This window comes from Methylophilus sp. UBA6697, from assembly GCF_002454655.1.
Taxonomy (GTDB): domain Bacteria; phylum Pseudomonadota; class Gammaproteobacteria; order Burkholderiales; family Methylophilaceae; genus Methylophilus.
On sequence record NZ_DKJH01000051.1, the window covers coordinates 13,663 to 33,070 of the forward strand.

Genomic DNA, 19,408 nt, shown 5'->3' on the forward strand with positions numbered 1-19,408 from the left:
TATGCCAAAAATTAATGTATTACCGCATCCTGAAATCTGCCCGCAAGGCGCCGTGATCGAAGCCGAAAAAGGCACTTCAATCTGCGATGCGCTGTTAAAGCACGATATTGATATTGACAATGCCTGTGGCGGCGTCTGTGCCTGTACTACCTGCCATGTGGTGGTACGTGAGGGCTTTAACAGCCTGAATGAAATTGAAGAAGATGAAGACGATATGCTGGATCGCGCCTGGGGCCTGACTCCGCAGTCCCGTTTGTCGTGCCAGGCCATTTTGCAGGAAATCGATGTCACGGTAGAGATTCCAAAATACAGCATTAACCTGGCCAAAGAAGGCCATCATTAATCACCTTCAAGCCAAATAAAAAAGCCGATGCATGCATCGGCTTTTTTGTTTCACCTAGTCAGCGCTTAGCCAATAAACGTATCTTCCAGGAAATCCACTTTACCGGTAGAGATATCATAAACCGCACCGACAATGCCGATCTGCTTGCTTTGCAACATATCATCAATAATGTCGCTGCAACGAATGATGGTATCGATCTGATATTTCACATTCAAGGCGCAAATCTTCTCCACAAAATCGCTGTTTTTTGAATTGCGCTGGGCCGGATCGGTAATGGTCTTTTCGTGACGGATAGACGGTTTGATCAGGTTGATAATCTCGCCAATATGCCCATCTTTAAAATCATCACAAGCCGCTTTCACCGCGCCGCAGGACGAATGGCCCATGACCACAATCAGTTTGCTGCCCAGGTATTTGCTACCGAACTCCAAGCTGCCGATGGCTTTATCTGAAGCAATATTACCTGCCAGGCGCACGCTGAACACATCGCCCAATGCCTGGTCAAATAACAACTCCACTGGTGCACGTGAGTCACTGCAGCTCAAAAAGGACGAAAACGGATGTTGTTTATCCTTGGTGATTTGAATCAGGCTTTTAAAATCCTTGTCCTGCTCACGATCGGTAATAAAACGGTGATTACCTTCAACCAAGATATCCAGTGCCTCACGCGCGGTCATTTTGTCGCGGTCCAGTAATGGGTGCTTGTACATAGTGTCTATCCTCTACTAATTAATTGTTTTGCATGGCTTGTACGCCATGCTTTTTGGTTAATGTCCCAGCATATGCTTGGGTGGTTTGAAATCAATGGTTTCTACATCAATATTTTTCAATTTGGCATGCTGCTGATAGCCATAGATGAATTCCACGACATCATAGGCGATCGATTTACTATTGGTACAATCGATCACCACTTTGCTATTCGGTGGTATGGCTTCCAACACTTCCAGGATACTGGCCTTGTTAAAAAACGAGACTTCTTCCGCCAGCACGAGCTCATACACTTCCTTGCCCTCTTTGGTAGAGCGCGTTTGTTTGATGTAGTGCGAATTGCGATAGCTGTGATGCAAGGTGAAGAACACAGCGACCACCAGGCCCAGGCCAATCCCCGTCAGCAAATCGGTAAATACGATCGCGACAATGGTCACAATAAACGGGATAAACTGCTCCCAGCCTAGCTGGTACATTTGCTTGAACAGTTTAGGTTTTGCCAGTTTGTAACCCACCATAATCAGGATGGTGGCCAGGCTGGCCAAAGGAATCAGGTTGAGGAAGCTGGCAATGGTGATGGCGCTGAGCAACAACCAGAAGCCATGCAAGATCGCAGACAACTTGGTTTGCGCACCAAAGGTCACGTTGGCACTGCTACGCACAATCACTTGCGTAATGGGCAAGCCACCAATCAGGCCTGAGACAATATTGCCTAAGCCCTGTGCCTTGAGCTCTTTGTTGGTTGGCGTCACGCGTTTATGCACATCCAGTTTGTCAGTCGCTTCGACACAAAGCAGTGTTTCCAAACTGGCGACAATGGCCATCACCAAGGCGGTTTTAATCACCAGCGGCTGCGTCACCTGGCTAAAATCAGGATGCGTAAAGAAGCTGGCAAACTCACCCAAGCTACTCGCTACTGGCAAACGTACGATCTGGTCGTCACTTAATGTGAAATTCAACCAGCCGCGCATAAATGCCACATTGAGCAGGATACCAACCAGCACCACCACAATCGGCCCTTGCAGCAATTGGAAAATCCGGTGTTTCTTGGTAAGCACCGTATCCCACAGGATCAAAATCGCAAAAGACACAGCAGCAATCAATACCGCACCTGGCGTTAACAGGTCCCATGCCTGCAAAATATCGCTGAACGTATCATGGCCGGCAAACGCGTCAAAAGATTCATCGCCCTCATAGTCCGCATCGTAACCAAATGCATGAGGAATCTGTTTGAGGATAATGAGCAAACCTATGCCTGTGAGCATGCCGGTAATCACTGAAGAAGGCACAAAGTAAGCAATAAAACCCGCTTTAAACTGCCCGAGCAAAAACTGGAACACGCCAGCGAGAACCACCGCGGCCAGAAAAACCTCATAAGAGCCCAAGTTGCCAATCGCTGCCATCACAATCACGGCCAAGCCAGCGGCGGGGCCACTCACACCGAGCTGCGAGCCGCTGGCCAGGCCAACGACGATACCGCCGATAATCCCGGCAATCACGCCCGAAAATAGTGGCGCACCAGATGCCAGGGCGATACCCAAACAAAGTGGCAATGCCACAAAAAACACGACAATGGAGGCCGGTAAGTCTCGATTGATGTGCTTGAACAAGTCTAGCGGACTAGACCCCTGCACAGAGGTTGACATGGTGTATATCCTTCACAAACAAAATTATTGTTATATTGTTAATTTTTATAATTGACGTTATGACACACAAAACCCCGCAATCATGCGGGGTTATTGTTCAGAGCAGTGGTCAGCTTATGCTTAATCAGCTGAAGTGTCTGCATTAAAAGGGCGTCTACCGATAAAGTTTAAACGCATTTGCTGGTGCTTATCGAAGCCTTTTTCAGGCTTGTCGGTGACGATGCCAGCACCTACCCATTTTTCATCCGGATTTTGCTTGGCAACCGGGGTTTTGGCATAAGGGCGCTTACCTAAAAAATTGTGCTGATGCATCTGGTTAACCGTGGCGTCCTGATCAATCGACTCTTCCGCCAATGCATTAGCCATTAAACCAAATGTCACCAAGAGTGCCAATAATAATTTACTCATTTTTCGCTCCTACATAATTTGTTTGTGTATACACCTGTGGCAGGTGTAAGGCCATTATGTTCCAATAACCTTACGCAACACTGACTAGTAAGCGTGCTTGCCCAGGGAGTGCATTTTCAAGACTTGCTGCTGGTTTGTCTGGTCCACTCTCAGTGTGGCACCTACCCAGGCTTGATCAGCATCTGCCTTGGCTACCACTGGTTGCTGGTATGCACGTTTGCCCAAAAACTGTACATGATGTGTATTGTGAACAGTTTCACCGGCATTGGTTTCAACGGCTTGTGCTGGCAAAGCCAGACTTAAACCCAGAATCATTGCTGCTACGGTTGTGAATGTACGCATGGTGTATCTCCTTTAAATTGTCATTCAGACAAGTTGTTCTGTTGGTGTGAATCTTGATGCATTCACGATGGATTGCATTTTGCCCGTCTATTGTCATCAAAAAATCTACCGATATAGGTAGTTCGGTATATACTAAACGGCATATGCCGAATGACAGCCCCCCACCGACAGAAAGTGCATTTGCCTTACGCAACGCGCTGAAACAAACACAAGTGCAAATGGCACATGACCGACTGTTTGAGCGGCTTGGCCAGAAACTGTTCAACAGTGGCTGGTCAGAAGAACTGATGCAATGGTTGCTGGATGAAGTTTGCATGCAATTTGGCGCACCACATGGCCTGATTAGCCAGCAACATGCCGGCGCATTAAAGATATTGGCGCAGCGCGGCAAAACCTTCCCTATCGGTGCGCGCGTGCCCATGCTAGGCGCACTGGGGCAATGGCTCAAAGAGCCGCTACACTTTGAAGTGCATAGCCAATTTGTACCCAGCTTGTGGACGCTGCAAACCAATAATGAGCAGACGCCATTACATTGTTATCACTTGCCGATCGCCTGCCAGCAACGCGCCGTTGGTTTACTCGGCCTCATCACCGGCAACCCCTTAAGTCCGGCCAGCTTGCAAGTGTTGCATAGCGTATGCGGCTTGCTGGGGTTTGCTCTGCAAGGACAGGCGCAGTCCAATAGCGTCATTGATGACAGTTATCTGCAAAAACTTACGCCGCGTGAACGTGAGGTATTCGCCTTGCTGCCTTCTGGCCCCAGCAACGCCGCGCTGGCACAAAAACTGGGGATTTCCCCGGGCACGGTCAAAATCCATATTGAACGGATTTTAAGCAAGCTGGACCTGAATGACCGCACGCAAGCCGCAGTCAAAGCGGTTGAAGCCGGGTTTAAGAGTGACGGTTTATGATGCAGTCGCTATTTAATACCATGACCCAGCTCACCAGCCGCCTGAATCACTTGTGGCAGGATTTATCGCTGACTACCAAAGGCATCGTCCTCAATGCTTTGCCGCTCACGGTGTTACTCGGCTCGCTGGCCCTGATTTTTGAAAGTGAACAGCAGGCTGCCCTGCTGGAAAGACGCGTGCAAAACGCCCTGCAAATCCAGCAGGACATTCAAACCCTGCAAACCCTGTTACTCGAAGCATCAACCGGTGTGCGGGACTTCCTGCTCACAGGTAACCGCCAGTTTCTGGGTGGTTATGAAAGTGCCAGGCAAAGTATGCCGCATCTGCTGAGCTCGCTGGAGCACAACCTGGATGATCGCTCGCAACAACACTTATTGCAGGTCATTCACCCGCTGGTGGCAAAAAACCTGGACGACCTGGCGATTCTCGCCAGCCATAGCGAAGACGAAGCCGATGAAGCCCTGATTGGTAAATTCAGCTCGCAGGGCAATGCCTTGAATCAATTGCGTGCCCACCTTGATCGCATGAGCTTGCGCGAATCCACCATCGTCAACCAGGATAAAAAAGAAGTCATTTATGAACGCAAACGCAATTTACGCATCACGCTGATGGCCGTAATTGCAGGCGTAGTTGGCTCGCTGATTGGCGTCTGGCTGTTTACCCAAACCATTGTTGCCCGGGTCAAAACCATACGAGATAGCGCCATCCACCTGGTCAAGGGCGAGCCGCTGGCCCTGCCCAGCATCAGCCGGGATGAATTGGGTGAGCTCACCAGCGAACTGGAGCACGCCTCGCAATTGCTGACCCGAAGCGCCCAGGAAGCGCACCTGGCGCGCGTAGAAGCGGAAGAAGCCAGTGCTGCCAAGAGTAACTTTTTATCACGTACCAGCCATGAGCTGCGCACACCATTAAACGCAATTTTGGGCTTTGCGCAGATCCTAGAAAACGATTTGCCGGAAGGTCGGCAAAAAGACAGCGCCACGCTGATTCATAATGCCGGCCAACACTTGCTGAAGCTGATTAATGAAGTACTGGATATTTCGCGCATTGAAAGTGGCGATATCAGCATGTCTATGGAAGTCATTGCCCTGAATTTACTGCTAGAAGAAGCTTATCACTACCTCAAACCGCTGGAAAAAGTACGCGATATCACCATAGAAACGCATTTTGAGCCTGATTTGAAAGTGCGCGCTGACCGTCAGCGCTTGCTGCAGGTGATTTTGAACCTGCTGGCCAATGCCTTGAAATACGGCCCGGAAAATACCAGTGTCAGCTTCAGCGCTTATCGGCAGCAAGGCCAAATCCGGGTGGATGTGCAAGATCAGGGCCAGGGGATTCCCGCCGCCCTGCGCTCGCGGCTATTCACACCATTTGACCGCCTGGGCGCAGAACGCACAGTGACTGAAGGGACTGGTTTGGGCCTGGTACTTAGCAAACAGCTGATGGATGCCATGGGCGGCCAGATTGGTGTGGCCGAAGCGCAAAGCCTGTTCTGGATCAGCCTGCCGGAAACCGGGCAGGCAATTCACAATCCCCTGCCGCAAGCCGAAGCAAGCACAGCACTGAACGCGCGCCCTGCTGCTGCAACCACCAGCCATGCCAAGCGCCATATCCTGTATGTGGAAGATAACCATAGCAATCAGGCCTTGATAGAAGCGATTATGAGCAAGCATCGCCACCTCAAGCTGCACCTGGCGGCCAGCTTGCAGGAAAGCATGGTCTGGCTACGCGACATGCAGCCAGACTTGCTATTGCTGGACCTCAACTTGCCTGATGGCTCGGGGGAGTCACTTATTCAGCATATCCAGTCCAGCCGTCAGGACTTGCAAGCCATTCCCATCGTCGTGTTAAGTGCAGACGCCCTGCCGGACACCATACAGCGGCTTAACGCGCTGGGCATCACACATTACTTTACCAAGCCGTTGAATGTCGCGGCCTTTAACCAGTTACTGCTAAAACTCCTGCCCGAGACTCCATGAATATTGAACAATTACGTGCCTCTAAAATCCTGATTATTGACGACGCTGAAGCCAATTTACGCCTGCTTGAAGAGCTGCTGACCAAAGAAGGCTTTGAGCAGGTGATCAGCACCACGGATTCCACCAAAACCATGGATCTGGTGAATGCTTTCCAGCCCGACCTGATTTTGCTGGATTTAATGATGCCAGTGCTGGATGGTTTTGCCGTGCTCGACCAGCTCTCTCACCATGTCGGACCACATGATTTCTTGCCGGTGCTGGTACTGACCGCAGATGCGACCATTGCCACGCGGCGCAAAGCGCTGGCATTGGGTGCCAAAGACTTTTTAACCAAGCCGTTTGATCATATGGAAGCCATGCTCAGGGTATGGAACCTGCTGGAAACGCGCTGGTTATTTAATCAACTCAAAACGCACCAACCCAACTTACACTTGCCCAGCATGCACGAGAGTTAAGCCATGCATGAAAATTAAGCGTGGATTAATCCGCGCCATGTATCGTGAAGACTCAACACACAAGGAGAACACGATGCGTAAAGCCTCAAACAAATCCCTTAGCCTGCTCATGATTGCCTTGTTTTTAGGCGCGATGGCCTGCCAGCCTGCACTGGCAGACGGTGACGATGATGATGTACAAAAGATGTCTGAAAAAGCCAAAGCGTTTGGCCTGATTTCACATGAGGAGGCGCAAAGCAAAGCGCTGGCAGCCAAACCCGGCGTGGTGAAAGAAGTAGAGCTGGAACGCAGGAAATTTCGCGCTGGCTGGGACTACGAAGTTGAAATCGTCGATAGCAATGGTGCCGAATGGGAAGTCACTATTGATGCCAAAAGCGGCAAGGTCAACAGTATCAACCGCGACTGGTTTTAAACCTTAAACGCTGGAGCCTGCCAAGGTAGGTGCCAGCGTCATCTTGATGCGCAAACCACCCAGTCGCTCAGAATGCGTGAGCGAAATCTGGCCGTGGTAATGGTGCACGATATCCTGCACGATCGCCAACCCCAAGCCACTGCCTGGTTTGGATTCATCCATACGCATGCCACGCTGTAACAAAGTGTTTAAGGTCGGCGCACTGCTGCCGGGGCCGTCATCTTCAACCACAATCTCAATAGTATCTTGTATGCTGTTTTGTACAGAAATATGTAGCTGTACCTGGCCGTGACACCATTTAAAAGCGTTATCCAGCACATTACCCAATAATTCCAGCATATCTTCACGGTCAACCATTAAACGTGCCTGACCATCATGTTGCCAGGCGAATGCCACGGTTTTATCACTGTAAATCTTCTGCAAAGTCGTCACCAGTTTGGGTAACTCCAGTTCCAGGTCAGTCTGCTGGCTGGTGTAGGCATCGCCCATCAGCCGCGCGCGTTTTAACTCACGCTCCACATCGTGGTGTATGTCCTCGCTACAGTGTTGTATCATCTGCCGCAACTGCATATCGCCTGCCTCGGATCCATTACCTGCCAGCAATTGCAGCTGCGCCAGGCGCGTTTTGAGCCCATGTGCCAGGTTACCTATCGCCAGGCGCGAGCGCCGGGTTTTCTGGCTGGTTGTTTTCAGGATACGGTTAAACTCGTTGACCAGCGGCATGACCTCAGCCGGGCCATTGGCACTGATCTGTTGCAACTCGCCACTGGCGACTTTTGCCAGGCTCTCCTTAATCTGTTGCAAAGGCTGCAGCGTATTGACGACAATCCAGCGCTGTAACGCCAGCAATGCCAGTAAACCCAGCAGGGAAAACACCCCATACAGCCAATGAAACAGGCGCAGACTTTGCTGTAACTCCACCAGGCTTTCTGCAATATAAATAGTGATGGTGTGTTGCTGCTTACGGTAAGCATGTCCTAATAGCAGCAAGGGTTGCGACTCCGGGCCAGTAACATGGGTGACGCGTTCATCACCGACCTTGAGCGCGCTCACCGGCATATCGACATCCCACCAGGAACGAGACTGCATCTTGTGGCTGGCCTCCTTGCGCTCATTATCTAGCAGCACAATAAAATAGCGGCCTGAAAACGGTCGCTGGTAACTGCTTGTGATGAGTCGTGGCTCCAGCGCCAATTCGCCGCGCGCATTCACTGACACGCCTGCCAGCAGGCCTTCGGCTTCCTGTTGCATACGTGCCGTCATTTGCGACTGAACTAAATGGTCTATGGTAAAGGTGACCACCGCCCATTGCAGTGTCAGCAGGCCAACCAGGCTCAGCGTCAAGCCCAGCGACAACTGTCTGCGCAGCGACTTCATGCGTCCACACCTGGCATCAGACCGGTAAACGCATAGCCCTGGCCGCGCTTGGTCTGGATACGGTCGGCGCCGACTTTCTGCCGCAGGCGGTTGATATAGACCTCAATCACATTGCTGTCTTTGTCTGCATCATAGGCGTAAACATGCTCGGTCAACTCGGTTTTAGAAAAAATCCGCCCGGGATGTAACATCAGGTAGCGCAGTAACCTGAACTCGGTACCCGTCAATGCATGTGCAGTTTCGCCCTGCCAGACCGTCTGTGTCTGCTCGTCCAGGCTTAAATCTGCCACCACCAGTGCGCTATTCACCACGCCCACGCTACGCTTATGCACCGCACTGATACGCGCCAGCAACTCCTCCATATGAAAAGGTTTGGTCACATAATCATCGGCTCCGAGGCTAAATGCCTCGACTTTCTCTTGCCAGCTGCTGCGCGCGGTTAATACAATCACCGGCATACTGTCTGCTTGTGCACGCCAAATGGCCAGCACCTCCAGGCCAGGCTTGCCAGGCAAGCCTAAATCCAGGATAGCCAGGTCATATGGCTCAAGCACGCCTTGTATACTGGCTTCGCCGCCTTCTTGCAGCCAGTCACAGGCATAGCCCGCAGCCTTGAGTGCTTGCTGCGTCTGTGCGCCAAGCACAGCATCATCTTCTACCAGCAGCAACCGCATATTAGTCGTCTTGCTCCATTTTCAGTAACTGTCCACTCTTGGCATCCAGTTTCAACTCCCACACCTGGCTTCCAGCATCCAGTATCTCAACCTCATAGATATAACGCCCGTGCTTTTTCTCCAGTTCGACCTCCAGAATCTCACCAGGTTTATAGCCCTTGGCTTTTTGGGAGATTTTTTCCAGGCTCAAAATGTCGCCTTTCGCCGATAAGCGCCCGGCGTTGGCGGGGCTTTCACCCGAATCTGCGCGCGGCAGGTAAACCAGCGCAAGTAATACAAGTACCAGCGCGAAAAGCACCATCCATATACGGCGTTGCATCCAAAACATAGGCTCAACACTCCTGAAAACCACTGAAATCGACCAAAGTTTAACAGTATTCATCTTAAACCAAGCTGAATTCCAGCCATCTGGCAGTCATGCAAGTGCACGACTGCATGTAAAGTACAGATTAATTGATGAGAGACACTTTAAAAAACGCACAACCGCTACAATATGAGATTGAGCCTTTAACACCGAATACGCACGCACATGCTTTTTTTATCCCATACTTCCAGCGCCAGATTACCTACCCAGTTTGGTGCGTTTGATATCCATGTGTTTACGGATAGCCGCAATGGCGTGGAACATATTGCCTTGGCCTGCGGTGAACTGCAACGCGCCAATGAACCACTGGTAAGAGTGCATTCTGAGTGTTTGACCGGCGATGTGTTTGGCTCCACGCGCTGCGACTGCGGCGAACAACTGCATCACGCACAACGCCTGATCCAGGAAACTGGCCAGGGCTTGATTCTGTATTTAAAAAACCATGAAGGGCGCGGCATCGGCCTGACCAACAAAATGCGTGCCTATGCCTTGCAAGACCAGGGTATGGATACGGTAGAAGCCAATGTGGCACTGGGTTTACCGATTGACGCACGTACCTATGAGGCCGCTGCTGACATGTTGGGCTACTTTGAAATCAATCGCATCCGTTTGCTTTCTAATAACCAGGAAAAGCGATCCGCCTTGCAATCGTTAGGGATCAGTATTCATCAGCAAGTGCCGCTGCTGACCACACCGACCGCAGAAAATCTCAAGTACCTGCAAACCAAGTCCAGTAAACTGGGCCATATGATCCCAGACCTGGGATAAGCAGCTGCCAGCCTCATAAATACTGGTTATAAGCCGCAAAGCAAATGTTATAAACCAGCCGTCATGGCGGGGCTATACTCCTTGTTCGTCACAATAAAACCACAAGGAGAGACAGGCGATGCAGCAAGAGACGATATCCATCCATGGCGGCTATAGCCCCGACCCGACCACCAAGGCGGTGGCGGTGCCCGTGTATCAAACGACCTCTTACGCCTTTGACAACACCCAGCATGGCGCAGACCTGTTTGACCTCAAGGTACAGGGCAATATTTACACGCGCATCATGAACCCGACCACCGCCGTATTGGAAGAGCGCCTGGCACAACTCGAAGGTGGCATAGGCGCATTGGCGCTGGGTTCCGGCATGGCAGCCATTACCTATGCCATCCAAACCATCGCCGAGGCTGGCGATAATATTGTCTCAGTCTCTACGCTCTATGGCGGCACTTATAATTTATTTGCCCATACTCTGCCCAAGCAAGGCATAGAAGTCAGGTTTTTTGATTATCGCGATCCAGCCTCGCTGGAAAAGCTCATAGACAGCCGCACCAAACTGGTATTCGCCGAAACCATAGGTAACCCCTTGGGCAATGTGGTAGACCTGGCTGCCATTAGCGCTGCTGCGCATAAACATGGCGTGCCAGTGATTGTGGACAATACCGTTGCTACGCCTATCCTGGCAAAACCATTCGCGCATGGTGTCGATATTGTCGTACATTCGCTCACCAAATATATCGGTGGTCATGGCAACTCGATAGGCGGCATCATCGTCGATAGCGGCAAATTTCCGTGGGGTGAACATGCGGACAGATTCCCTAGCCTCAATACACCGGACCCAAGTTACCACGGCGTTAACTATGTAGAAGCGCTAGGCCCTGCTGCCTACATCGCCCGTGCGCGCGTAGTGCCATTGCGTAACACCGGGGCCGCCATCAGTCCGTTTAACAGCTTTCTGATCCTGCAAGGGCTGGAAACACTGGCGCTGCGTATTGAGCGGCATAGTAGCAACGCCTTGGCGGTAGCCAATTACTTGCAGCAACACCCCAAGGTCAAATGGGTTAAATATGCCGGGCTGGCAGACCATCCTGACCATGCCTTGGTGCAAAAATACCTGAAGGGGCAAGCCTCGGGGATATTGTCTTTTGGCGTGCAAGATGGGCTACAAGGCGGCACGCGTTTTATTGATGCACTGCAACTATTCACCCGCCTGGTGAATATCGGCGATGCCAAAAGCCTGGCCTGCCACCCGGCAACCACCACCCACCGTCAACTGAATGCTGAAGAACTCGCCCGCGCGGGGGTGAGTGAAGACATGGTCAGGCTGTCGGTAGGCATTGAGCATATTGACGACCTGATTGCTGACCTGGAGCAGGCGCTGGCCCAGGTCTAAACCATCCAGCATCACCTTGATGATTGCAGGCGGCTTGTGTCCGCCTGCAATCATCGCTAAAGTGCTACGCCATGCAGCATACTTTCGTCGCAGATATTCTCACCAACCCGAACAACGCCCAGATCCTGGCACGCTGGCATCACTTATCACTGCCGGATAGCTGGCTGGTGGCAGGATGCCTGTTCCAAACAGTCTGGAACCGTTTGTCTGCCAAATCACCGGAAGCTGACATCAAGGATTACGATATTTTCTACTTTGACGTCACGGATGTCTCTACAGAAGCTGAACAGGCACGCCAGGAAGAAGCCAACGCCCTCTTCCATGACCTCAATATCACGGTCGAGGTGTGCAACCAGGCCAGGGTACACTTGTGGTATGAAAGCCACTTTGGCTATCCCTACACTCAGTTACACAACAGCCAGCAAGGCATAGACCGCTTCCTGATTCCATCGACTTGTGTTGGCATCAATCCTGATGCGGTATATGCACCGCATGGCTTTGAGCCGCTCTATCAAGGCATTCTGTCCATCAATCCGCTGACGCCACATCGTGACCTTTACGAAAGCAAAGCCAACTCCTACCAGCAAAGATGGCCCTGGTTACGCCGTCTTGAATCATGATTTTAAACGCCCTATTTACTGCCCCTTCAGGAAACCATCTATGAAATCGCTGCCATTACTGATCACCACGATACTGCTCTCAAGCTTGGTCACCACAGCACATGCTGCCGAAGCCTACCTCGGCCAGTTTCTTTACCAATATGACGGCGGCAGTGTTTACCGCGTCACGGTCAAGGAAGCTAAATCCATGTCGTGGCTATGCATTAAGGGAGATGAAAAAGGCGCGCACGGTGTAGAAACCCCTGAACGTTTTGCGGTGGCCGACAAGGTTTACTTTGCAACCTGGGTAGAAAAAACAGGCATCAATGTCACCCAGGTCATCAACCTGAACACCATGAAGGTATATTCAACCATTATTGATGGCAAACAACGCTATGTAATTTCAGGCAACATCGTGCGTGAAAAATAATCACGCACTCATCATCACCCGGTTGCGGCCTGCGTGTTTGGCCTGGTAGAGCGCTTTATCTGCCTCGGCGATCACAGACTCATAGTCAATTTTGCCCTTGGCCAGCGCGCCGCCGATACTGACGGTCAGCGCAATACTGTCGCCGCCCGGCGCCTGGATACGTGTTTGTGCGACCTTGCTGCGGATATTCTCTGCAACATGCATGGCCGTGTTCGCATCAGCTTCAACCAGAATCAATAGCATTTCTTCACCGCCATACCGAAAGACAAAGTCTGACGGCCGCACAGATTCGGTCATTAAGGTCGCCACCTTCTGCAAAGCAATGTCCCCGGCAGCATGGCCATAGCTATCATTCACGGTTTTGAAGTGATCCAGATCCAGAATCAGGATGGCAAAACCGATGGCGCCTGCACGTTTTTGCAAGGCAATTTCGCGCGATAACACGGTATGGATAAACCGTCGGTTCAACAACCGGGTCAGGCTGTCACGCGCGTTATCCAGCTCAATATGCGAATCAAAAATCTCATTAATGACAAATTTGATTTTGACCAGGTCCTGCTGAATCAACTGGAATTGGCTGCCAATCGCCGCGCGGTCATCATACTGCGTGGTTTCAAGGTTTGGCAAAATCTGCTGATCAATTTTTGCAATGCATTCGGCAATGTTTTGCAACTTGGGGGTGCGTTCAAACATCAGGCTGGCTTTGTGCAAAAACCACATGCCAAATTCAGACTTGGCCAGTCGTGGCAAACCGATGTCGGAGGGGCTATAAAACCAGGCTAGGATATTGCGCTCCCATTCGGTGAGAAATGCGCGTTGACGCTCTCTTTCCATGGCGATATTGCTGCCTATCACCGCCAGCCGATAGGACTCATCAAGCCGTGTTTGATCAGAAATCGACTGCATATAGCCATGGTTGCGAATCTCGTACGACAGGCCGATCAGATGATTCACATACATCACTGACTGCATTTTTTCCTGGTCTGTCCACGCTTGCATGAGGATATGCCGCAAAATACAGGCATTGATCATGCGCAGGCTTTTCGACACCGAATGCGCCGGGTAGCCGACTCGGGACAATTTCATGCCTAGCGCATGCTGCTCCTGCACGAAGTGATCTACATCTGAAAACTGCATGCTAAACAGCTGATACACCCACTCTTCAAACACGGCCGTCCATTTCGCGCGCATCTCATCCGTATTAAGCACCTTGCTCAATATCGGGTCGGTGCTCAGATAATGCCGGTAACCGGTAAGTAACTCCTGCATATTGTCGCTGATCAAGCCATAGACTTGCTCAATCACCGCAGGCGGAGTGCCCGTGATAATAGCCTGCCACTCTTCAGTGACCAGCATTTGAGCATATTCTGGCAGATTACCAGTATCAGGGGTGTGTTCGTCGTACGTCATCGCTATACCATTGATTTCTCATATGCACCACCATGGCTAACATAATGTTAGCAAGTATCATGGAGTGACAAGACATGATAACGTTATTCTATTTATGTCATTAAACATTGATTTAATTTAATATTTAATAACAAAAAGTCAATCATTATCATTTAAATCTGAATAAGAATAGACTAGAGTAGATAAAAAAACAGGCGAGCACGTTGCTCGCCTGCATCATTTATTTAGCAATGAATCACTATTTAAAACACGCGCAGTTGTGTCGGCTTCAGATACACCGTTTCACCCTGCTGGAAATTCAACTGGTTAAACTGCTCGCGCCCAAGCTCAACATCCACATATTGCTCATTGTCTGTACGCTTGATTTCGAGGCGCACCAGAGAGCCGACAGAATGCACATAGGTTAAGGCACCAGGGATGCTGTTGGCTTCTGCCACGCGGCTCACGGCAATTTCATACGGGCGCACAAAGCCTTTGCCTTGCGGCGTTTCGAACGCATTCACATTGCCCAAAAACTCATACACAAAAGGCGTGGCTGGCTGGTCGTAAACACCTTGCGGTGAACCTACCTGCTCTACCTGGCCGTGATTCATGACCACGATGGTATCCGCTACCTCCAGCGCTTCTTCCTGATCGTGCGTCACAAACACACTGGTGACATGCAACTCATCGTGCAGGCGACGCAACCAGCGGCGCAGGTCTTTACGCACTTTGGCATCCAGCGCGCCAAATGGCTCGTCCAGCAACAAGACTTTCGGCTCGACTGCCAGGGCGCGCGCCAGGGCGATACGCTGACGCTGGCCACCGGATAATTGCGGTGGATAGCGATCTGCCAGCCAGTCGAGTTGTACTAACTTGAGTAAATCATGCACGCGTTTCTTGATTTCAGCATCTGACGGGCGGGTCTCTTTTGGACGCACGCGCAGGCCAAAAGCCACGTTCTCGAACACTGTCATATGGCGGAACAGTGCATAGTGCTGGAATACAAACCCTACCTGGCGCTCACGCACATCACGATGCGTGGTATCCACGCCATCAAACAGCACTTGGCCGCTATCAGGGGATTCCAGGCCAGCAATAATGCGTAACAAGGTGGTTTTACCGCAACCGGAAGGGCCTAGCAGTGCGACCAGCTCGCCAGACGGTACTTGCAGGTTGATGTCACGCAGCGCGCTAAACTGGCCAAAGCCTTTGTTAATGTGTTGAATGGTAATGCTCATCTTAAGCCGTCACTTCCTTTTCAATATTGGCGGCATCACGCGAAGCCTGCCATTCGACATATGTTTTTAAAACCAGGGTCACCAGCGCCAGTAGCGTCAGCAATGAAGCAACAGCAAACGCAGCGGCATAGTTATATTCGTTGTACAAAATCTCGACATGCAACGGCATGGTGTTAGTCAGGCCACGGATATGCCCAGACACTACAGACACAGCACCAAACTCACCCATCGCCCGCGCATTGGTCAGAATCACACCGTAAATCAGGCCCCACTTCACATTAGGCAAGGTCACGTGCCACAGCATTTTCCAGCCGGAAGCACCTAATACTAAGGCCGCCTCTTCCTCTTCTTTGCCTTGCGCCTGCATCAACGGAATCAACTCACGTGCCACAAACGGGAAAGTCACAAAAATGGTCGCCAGCACAATGCCAGGCACCGCAAAGACCACTTTCAGATCATGATCAATTAACCACTCGCCAAACCAGCCTTGCAGGCCAAAAATCAGCACAAAGATCAAACCGGCAATCACCGGTGATACCGCAAACGGCAAGTCAATCAAGGTGATCAGAAAGCTCTTGCCTCTAAAGTCGAATTTGGTAATCGCCCAGGCCGCGGCAACACCAAACACCAGGTTAAGCGGCACCGATATCAGGGAAGCAATCAGGGTTAGCTTCATGGCTGACAAAGCATCTGCCTCGGTAATCGCCGCCAGATAGACGCCCCAGCCTTTGCGCAAGGCCTCAGAAAACACGGCCGCCAGCGGAATCAGCAAAAACAGCCCCAAAAATGCAAGGGCCAGCCCGATCAGGCCCCAGCGTACCCAGGCAGGCTCAGAGGTCGCTCGTTTAAAAGCCACCTTGCCCTGATATTGTTGAAATTGTGTGTTATGCATAAGTTTTCTATTATTTAACTAAATATTGAGCGAGCGGATAAAACACAAGGCGCACGGCACGCGGAAACCGGAATGTACAATCAGTACATGAGGATTTCGAGTACCCACAAATAACAACTTGCAACGCCGTGATTTGCCCGCGCAGCCAATTATTTATTGCCATGGCGATGATTGCTCCACCACTGCAATAGATTGATAAGCAGCAGCAAAACGAAAGAAATCACCAGCATTACTACCGCAATCGCAGTCGCCCCGGCGTAATCGTATTGTTCCAGTTTGGTAATAATCATCAGTGGCGTAATCTCGGAGATCATAGGCATATTGCCTGCAATAAAAATCACCGAACCGTACTCACCCACAGCGCGGGCGAATGCCAACGAAAAACCGGTGAGCAAGGCAGGCCAGATAGCTGGCAGGATAATTTTGTAAAAGGTTTGCCAGCGGTTGGCACCCAGGCTGGCAGCGGCTTCTTCAGCCTCTGCACTGAAATCCTCCAACACAGGCTGCACCGTACGCACCACAAATGGCAGACCGATGAAGGTGAGTGCCACCACAACGCCCAGCGGCGTAAAGGCCACTTTAATACCATGTGGTTCCAGCCACTGGCCTAACCAGCCATTCGGCGCATAAATCGCGGTCAACGCGATACCGGCAACGGCAGTGGGCAAGGCAAAGGGCAAGTCAACCAGGGCATCGAGCACTTTTTTGCCAAAGAACTGGTAACGCACCAGCACCCAGGCGGTCAGTAAGCCGAACACCAGGTTAATCACGGCAGCCAGCAATGAGGCACCAAAAGTCAGTTTATAGGTAGCGACTACCCGTGGCGTGGTCACTACAGCCCAAAATTCATGCCAGCTCAGCTCAGTGGTGCGTAGAAAAACAGCGGCTAGCGGGATCAATACAATCAGGCTTAAATAAACCAGCGTGTACCCCAATGACAGCCCGAAGCCGGGAAGTAGATGTTTCTTTTTTTGTGATGCCATGTTGTGTGGTGACAAGTGTAAACAGGCGCTAATGTAGCTGGATTCTTTTAAATCTCAAAAGAATAGATAATCATTAATTTATAAGCGCCTGTTATATTGAAGAAGGGATGATTACGCTACTTTAGGTGAACGGTGCTGGTACTGGTCATTAATGACTTTGGCCACTACCGGCGCCGCCAATAAATTACCTTGCAGCACGGTCGCGCCAGAAGCAATTGCAATATCCAGTTGCTGCTGTGTTTCTATACCAAGAATCACCGGGATGCTGCCCAAATCCTGCACGGTCGCCACCAGGCCTTTGAGGGCTTTGGCCAACGCTGGTTGTTGTGCTGCCTGATGAATGACCGATACATCAAACTTGATGTAGTCATGATGGGCATTCCATAAGCGGTACAACTTACTCTGATGGCCGCCCACATGGTCAAACGCAATCTGATAGCCCAGCGCACGGTAGTTCTCAATGGCAGAAATCAGGTGTTTGTCCTGCTCAATCAGTGACTCGTTAATCTCAAGCACGACACGATGCGTAGGCACTGAGTATTTATGCAGGATCTGCTCAAACACCTTGCCGTGTGCGCTGACTTCAAGCAGCAACTTGGGGTGCACGTTCAAAAACAGCAAGCCGTTTTCCTGATGAATCGCACGATAGTTCAACACGTGCTGCGAGCGGCAGACGCGGTCAAACTGCACCAGCTTGCCCGATTGCTCGGCGTAGGTGAATGCAAACTCAGGCGTACTGCCCAGCGTGCCAAACAAAGATGGGCGGATCAAGGCTTCGTAGCCGTAGATATCGCCTTGTTTGGCATCATAAATAGGCTGAAAAGCCGTTTTGAGATGCACGCCGATAAAGGTACTCTCATACTCACCCGAACTGGCTTCTAACAGCCCCAACTCTTCCAGATCCAGCGACAGCGCCTGCTTTAACTCGGCGCGTAACTGTACGACATGTTCTGGTTCCTGATTTGATTGACGTTGCGTCATCGTGACTCCTTCCTGCGAGACTACTTTGTACTTCTGAAAAATCTGCTTACTTCTGGTAAATCTGGTCGAAAATACCGCCATCGCTAAAATGCGTATTTTCAGCCTCGTTCCAACTACCAAACACCTGCTTGACGGTGAACGTATGTAACTTCTTGAATGCCGGTTGCGCCACTTCGCTTACTTGCGGACGCAAATAATGCTTGGCGGCCAGCGCTTGCCCTTGTGGTGAGAAATGGAACTCGAGATAAGCCTGTGCCACTTTGCGTGTGCCTTTTTTATCGACCACTTTATCCACCAATGACACCGGATTCTCGGCCAATACGGTCACAGACGGATACACCACTTCATATTTGTCCTCACCCAGTTCTTTTTGCAACAGGTAGACTTCATTTTCAAACGTCACCAGCACATCGCCGATTTCACGCTGGGCAAAAGTGGTGGTTGCACCGCGGCCGCCGGTATCCAGTACGGGCACATGCTTGAACAACTCTGTCACAAACTGGCGCGCTTTCACTGCATCGCCGCCTTTTTGCGTGATATAGCCCCAGGCCGCCAGATAACTATATTTACCGTTACCGGACGTCTTAGGGTTAGGAATCACGGAAGTCACGCCTGGGCGCACCAGGTCATCCCAGTCTTTGACTTGTTTAGGGTTGCCTTTACGCACCAGAAATACCGTTGGTGAAGCACTAGGCACGCTGTTATTGGGTAAACGTGTTTGCCAGTTGGCCGGGATCAGTTTGCCTTTTTGTGCCAGGATATCAATGTCGGCACTGCGGTTCATGGTAATCACATCTGCCGGCAAGCCGTCGACCACGGAGCGCGCCTGTTTGGTTGAGCCGCCGTGTGACTGGTTGATGGTCACCGTTTCGCCAGTTTTCTCTTTCCAGTACTGCACAAAAGCCGGATTGAAATCCTTATAAAATTCCCTGGTCACATCATAAGACGCATTCAACAACTCGGAGGCTTGCAGTGACACACTGCTAAACAACACGGCCAGTAAGGCACTGCGCAACACAAACGGCATACATAACTCCCTTATTATTATGAAACTGGCCTGAACTATACCGACAATCTCATATTTTTAAAAAGAATAAAAAATAATATATTTATAAT

22 protein-coding genes are annotated in these 19,408 nt (G+C 50.8%); 9 read left to right on the forward strand and 13 right to left on the reverse strand.

The window, feature by feature from the left end; all coding sequences use genetic code 11:
- The first annotated feature begins 1 nt into the window (after nucleotide 1).
- A complete protein-coding gene (gene fdx / locus B3355_RS13505) occupies nucleotides 2–343 on the forward strand; it encodes an ISC system 2Fe-2S type ferredoxin (protein WP_292784904.1) in 342 nt (113 codons plus the stop codon).
- Between the two features lie 65 nt (nucleotides 344–408).
- On the opposite strand, the gene B3355_RS13510 is transcribed toward fdx, so the two are convergent.
- The 4 genes from B3355_RS13510 to B3355_RS13525 all read right to left on the reverse strand — a co-directional run bounded on the left by B3355_RS13510 (nucleotide 409) and on the right by B3355_RS13525 (nucleotide 3,447).
- Entirely contained in the window at nucleotides 409–1,053 is a 645-nt protein-coding gene (locus B3355_RS13510) for a carbonic anhydrase (protein WP_019882641.1), read from the reverse strand.
- 57 nt (nucleotides 1,054–1,110) lie between these two features.
- Complete coding sequence (locus tag B3355_RS13515; protein WP_019882642.1) at nucleotides 1,111–2,697, reverse strand: SulP family inorganic anion transporter; 1,587 nt, start codon at nucleotides 2,695–2,697, stop codon at nucleotides 1,111–1,113.
- Between the two features lie 120 nt (nucleotides 2,698–2,817).
- Nucleotides 2,818–3,105, reverse strand: coding sequence for a hypothetical protein (locus B3355_RS13520; protein ID WP_019882643.1), 288 nt, complete (start codon nucleotides 3,103–3,105; stop codon nucleotides 2,818–2,820).
- Nucleotides 3,106–3,189: 84 nt separating this feature from the next.
- A complete protein-coding gene (locus B3355_RS13525) occupies nucleotides 3,190–3,447 on the reverse strand; it encodes a hypothetical protein (protein ID WP_292784908.1) in 258 nt (85 codons plus the stop codon).
- A gap of 56 nt (nucleotides 3,448–3,503) precedes the next feature.
- Here B3355_RS13525 and B3355_RS13530 point away from each other — a divergent pair, with 56 nt between their 5' ends.
- The 4 genes from B3355_RS13530 (at nucleotide 3,504) to B3355_RS13545 (ending at nucleotide 7,204) form a co-directional block, all read left to right on the forward strand.
- A complete protein-coding gene (locus tag B3355_RS13530) occupies nucleotides 3,504–4,358 on the forward strand; it encodes a LuxR C-terminal-related transcriptional regulator (RefSeq protein WP_235273446.1) in 855 nt (284 codons plus the stop codon).
- Nucleotides 4,355–6,337 (forward strand): hybrid sensor histidine kinase/response regulator, encoded by a 1,983-nt coding sequence (locus B3355_RS13535; protein WP_292784912.1) that lies wholly within the window; start codon nucleotides 4,355–4,357, stop codon nucleotides 6,335–6,337. The genes B3355_RS13530 and B3355_RS13535 overlap by 4 nt, the downstream gene beginning before the upstream one ends.
- Entirely contained in the window at nucleotides 6,334–6,792 is a 459-nt protein-coding gene (locus B3355_RS13540; protein ID WP_024931017.1) for a response regulator, read from the forward strand. Before B3355_RS13535 ends, B3355_RS13540 begins: the two co-directional genes overlap by 4 nt.
- Before the next feature lie 73 nt (nucleotides 6,793–6,865).
- On the forward strand, nucleotides 6,866–7,204 hold the full coding sequence (locus B3355_RS13545; protein WP_292784917.1) for a PepSY domain-containing protein: 339 nt from the start codon (nucleotides 6,866–6,868) through the stop codon (nucleotides 7,202–7,204).
- A 3-nt stretch (nucleotides 7,205–7,207) separates the two neighbouring features.
- Here the strand turns inward: B3355_RS13545 and B3355_RS13550 are convergent, their stop codons facing one another.
- The 3 genes from B3355_RS13550 to B3355_RS13560 are packed head-to-tail and all read right to left on the reverse strand — an operon-like array spanning nucleotide 7,208 to nucleotide 9,583.
- Nucleotides 7,208–8,581 (reverse strand): ATP-binding protein, encoded by a 1,374-nt coding sequence (locus B3355_RS13550; RefSeq protein ID WP_292784920.1) that lies wholly within the window; start codon nucleotides 8,579–8,581, stop codon nucleotides 7,208–7,210.
- On the reverse strand, nucleotides 8,578–9,255 hold the full coding sequence (locus tag B3355_RS13555) for a response regulator transcription factor (RefSeq protein ID WP_292784923.1): 678 nt from the start codon (nucleotides 9,253–9,255) through the stop codon (nucleotides 8,578–8,580). Before B3355_RS13555 ends, B3355_RS13550 begins: the two co-directional genes overlap by 4 nt.
- Nucleotide 9,256: 1 nt before the next feature.
- Complete coding sequence (locus B3355_RS13560) at nucleotides 9,257–9,583, reverse strand: PepSY domain-containing protein (protein ID WP_292784926.1); 327 nt, start codon at nucleotides 9,581–9,583, stop codon at nucleotides 9,257–9,259.
- Nucleotides 9,584–9,784: 201 nt separating this feature from the next.
- Between B3355_RS13560 and ribA the strand changes: the two genes are divergently transcribed.
- The 4 genes from ribA (at nucleotide 9,785) to B3355_RS13580 (ending at nucleotide 12,806) form a co-directional block, all read left to right on the forward strand.
- Nucleotides 9,785–10,387 (forward strand): GTP cyclohydrolase II, encoded by a 603-nt coding sequence (gene ribA / locus B3355_RS13565; protein WP_292784929.1) that lies wholly within the window; start codon nucleotides 9,785–9,787, stop codon nucleotides 10,385–10,387.
- Between the two features lie 118 nt (nucleotides 10,388–10,505).
- Nucleotides 10,506–11,777 carry an O-acetylhomoserine aminocarboxypropyltransferase/cysteine synthase family protein gene (locus tag B3355_RS13570; protein WP_292784932.1) on the forward strand — a complete coding sequence of 424 codons (1,272 nt, stop codon included), beginning with the start codon at nucleotides 10,506–10,508 and terminating at the stop codon, nucleotides 11,775–11,777.
- A 71-nt stretch (nucleotides 11,778–11,848) separates the two neighbouring features.
- Complete coding sequence (locus B3355_RS13575) at nucleotides 11,849–12,397, forward strand: nucleotidyltransferase family protein (protein ID WP_292784934.1); 549 nt, start codon at nucleotides 11,849–11,851, stop codon at nucleotides 12,395–12,397.
- Between the two features lie 40 nt (nucleotides 12,398–12,437).
- Nucleotides 12,438–12,806: a MoaF-related domain-containing protein gene (locus B3355_RS13580; protein ID WP_292784937.1), complete on the forward strand. Its 369-nt coding sequence runs from the start codon at nucleotides 12,438–12,440 to the stop codon at nucleotides 12,804–12,806.
- Here the strand turns inward: B3355_RS13580 and B3355_RS13585 are convergent, their stop codons facing one another.
- From B3355_RS13585 to B3355_RS13610, 6 genes are all read right to left on the reverse strand, one after another.
- Complete coding sequence (locus tag B3355_RS13585; protein WP_292784940.1) at nucleotides 12,807–14,216, reverse strand: GGDEF domain-containing protein; 1,410 nt, start codon at nucleotides 14,214–14,216, stop codon at nucleotides 12,807–12,809.
- Nucleotides 14,217–14,458: 242 nt separating this feature from the next.
- Nucleotides 14,459–15,436 (reverse strand): sulfate/molybdate ABC transporter ATP-binding protein, encoded by a 978-nt coding sequence (locus tag B3355_RS13590; protein ID WP_019882661.1) that lies wholly within the window; start codon nucleotides 15,434–15,436, stop codon nucleotides 14,459–14,461.
- Between the two features lies 1 nt (nucleotide 15,437).
- On the reverse strand, nucleotides 15,438–16,328 hold the full coding sequence (gene cysW, locus B3355_RS13595; RefSeq protein WP_024931007.1) for a sulfate ABC transporter permease subunit CysW: 891 nt from the start codon (nucleotides 16,326–16,328) through the stop codon (nucleotides 15,438–15,440).
- Nucleotides 16,329–16,477: 149 nt separating this feature from the next.
- Nucleotides 16,478–17,311, reverse strand: coding sequence for a sulfate ABC transporter permease subunit CysT (cysT, locus tag B3355_RS13600; protein ID WP_292784946.1), 834 nt, complete (start codon nucleotides 17,309–17,311; stop codon nucleotides 16,478–16,480).
- Between the two features lie 111 nt (nucleotides 17,312–17,422).
- Nucleotides 17,423–18,292: an EAL domain-containing protein gene (locus B3355_RS13605; RefSeq protein ID WP_019882664.1), complete on the reverse strand. Its 870-nt coding sequence runs from the start codon at nucleotides 18,290–18,292 to the stop codon at nucleotides 17,423–17,425.
- 46 nt (nucleotides 18,293–18,338) lie between these two features.
- A complete protein-coding gene (locus B3355_RS13610) occupies nucleotides 18,339–19,319 on the reverse strand; it encodes a sulfate ABC transporter substrate-binding protein (RefSeq protein ID WP_292784949.1) in 981 nt (326 codons plus the stop codon).
- Between the last annotated feature and the right edge of the window lie 89 nt (nucleotides 19,320–19,408).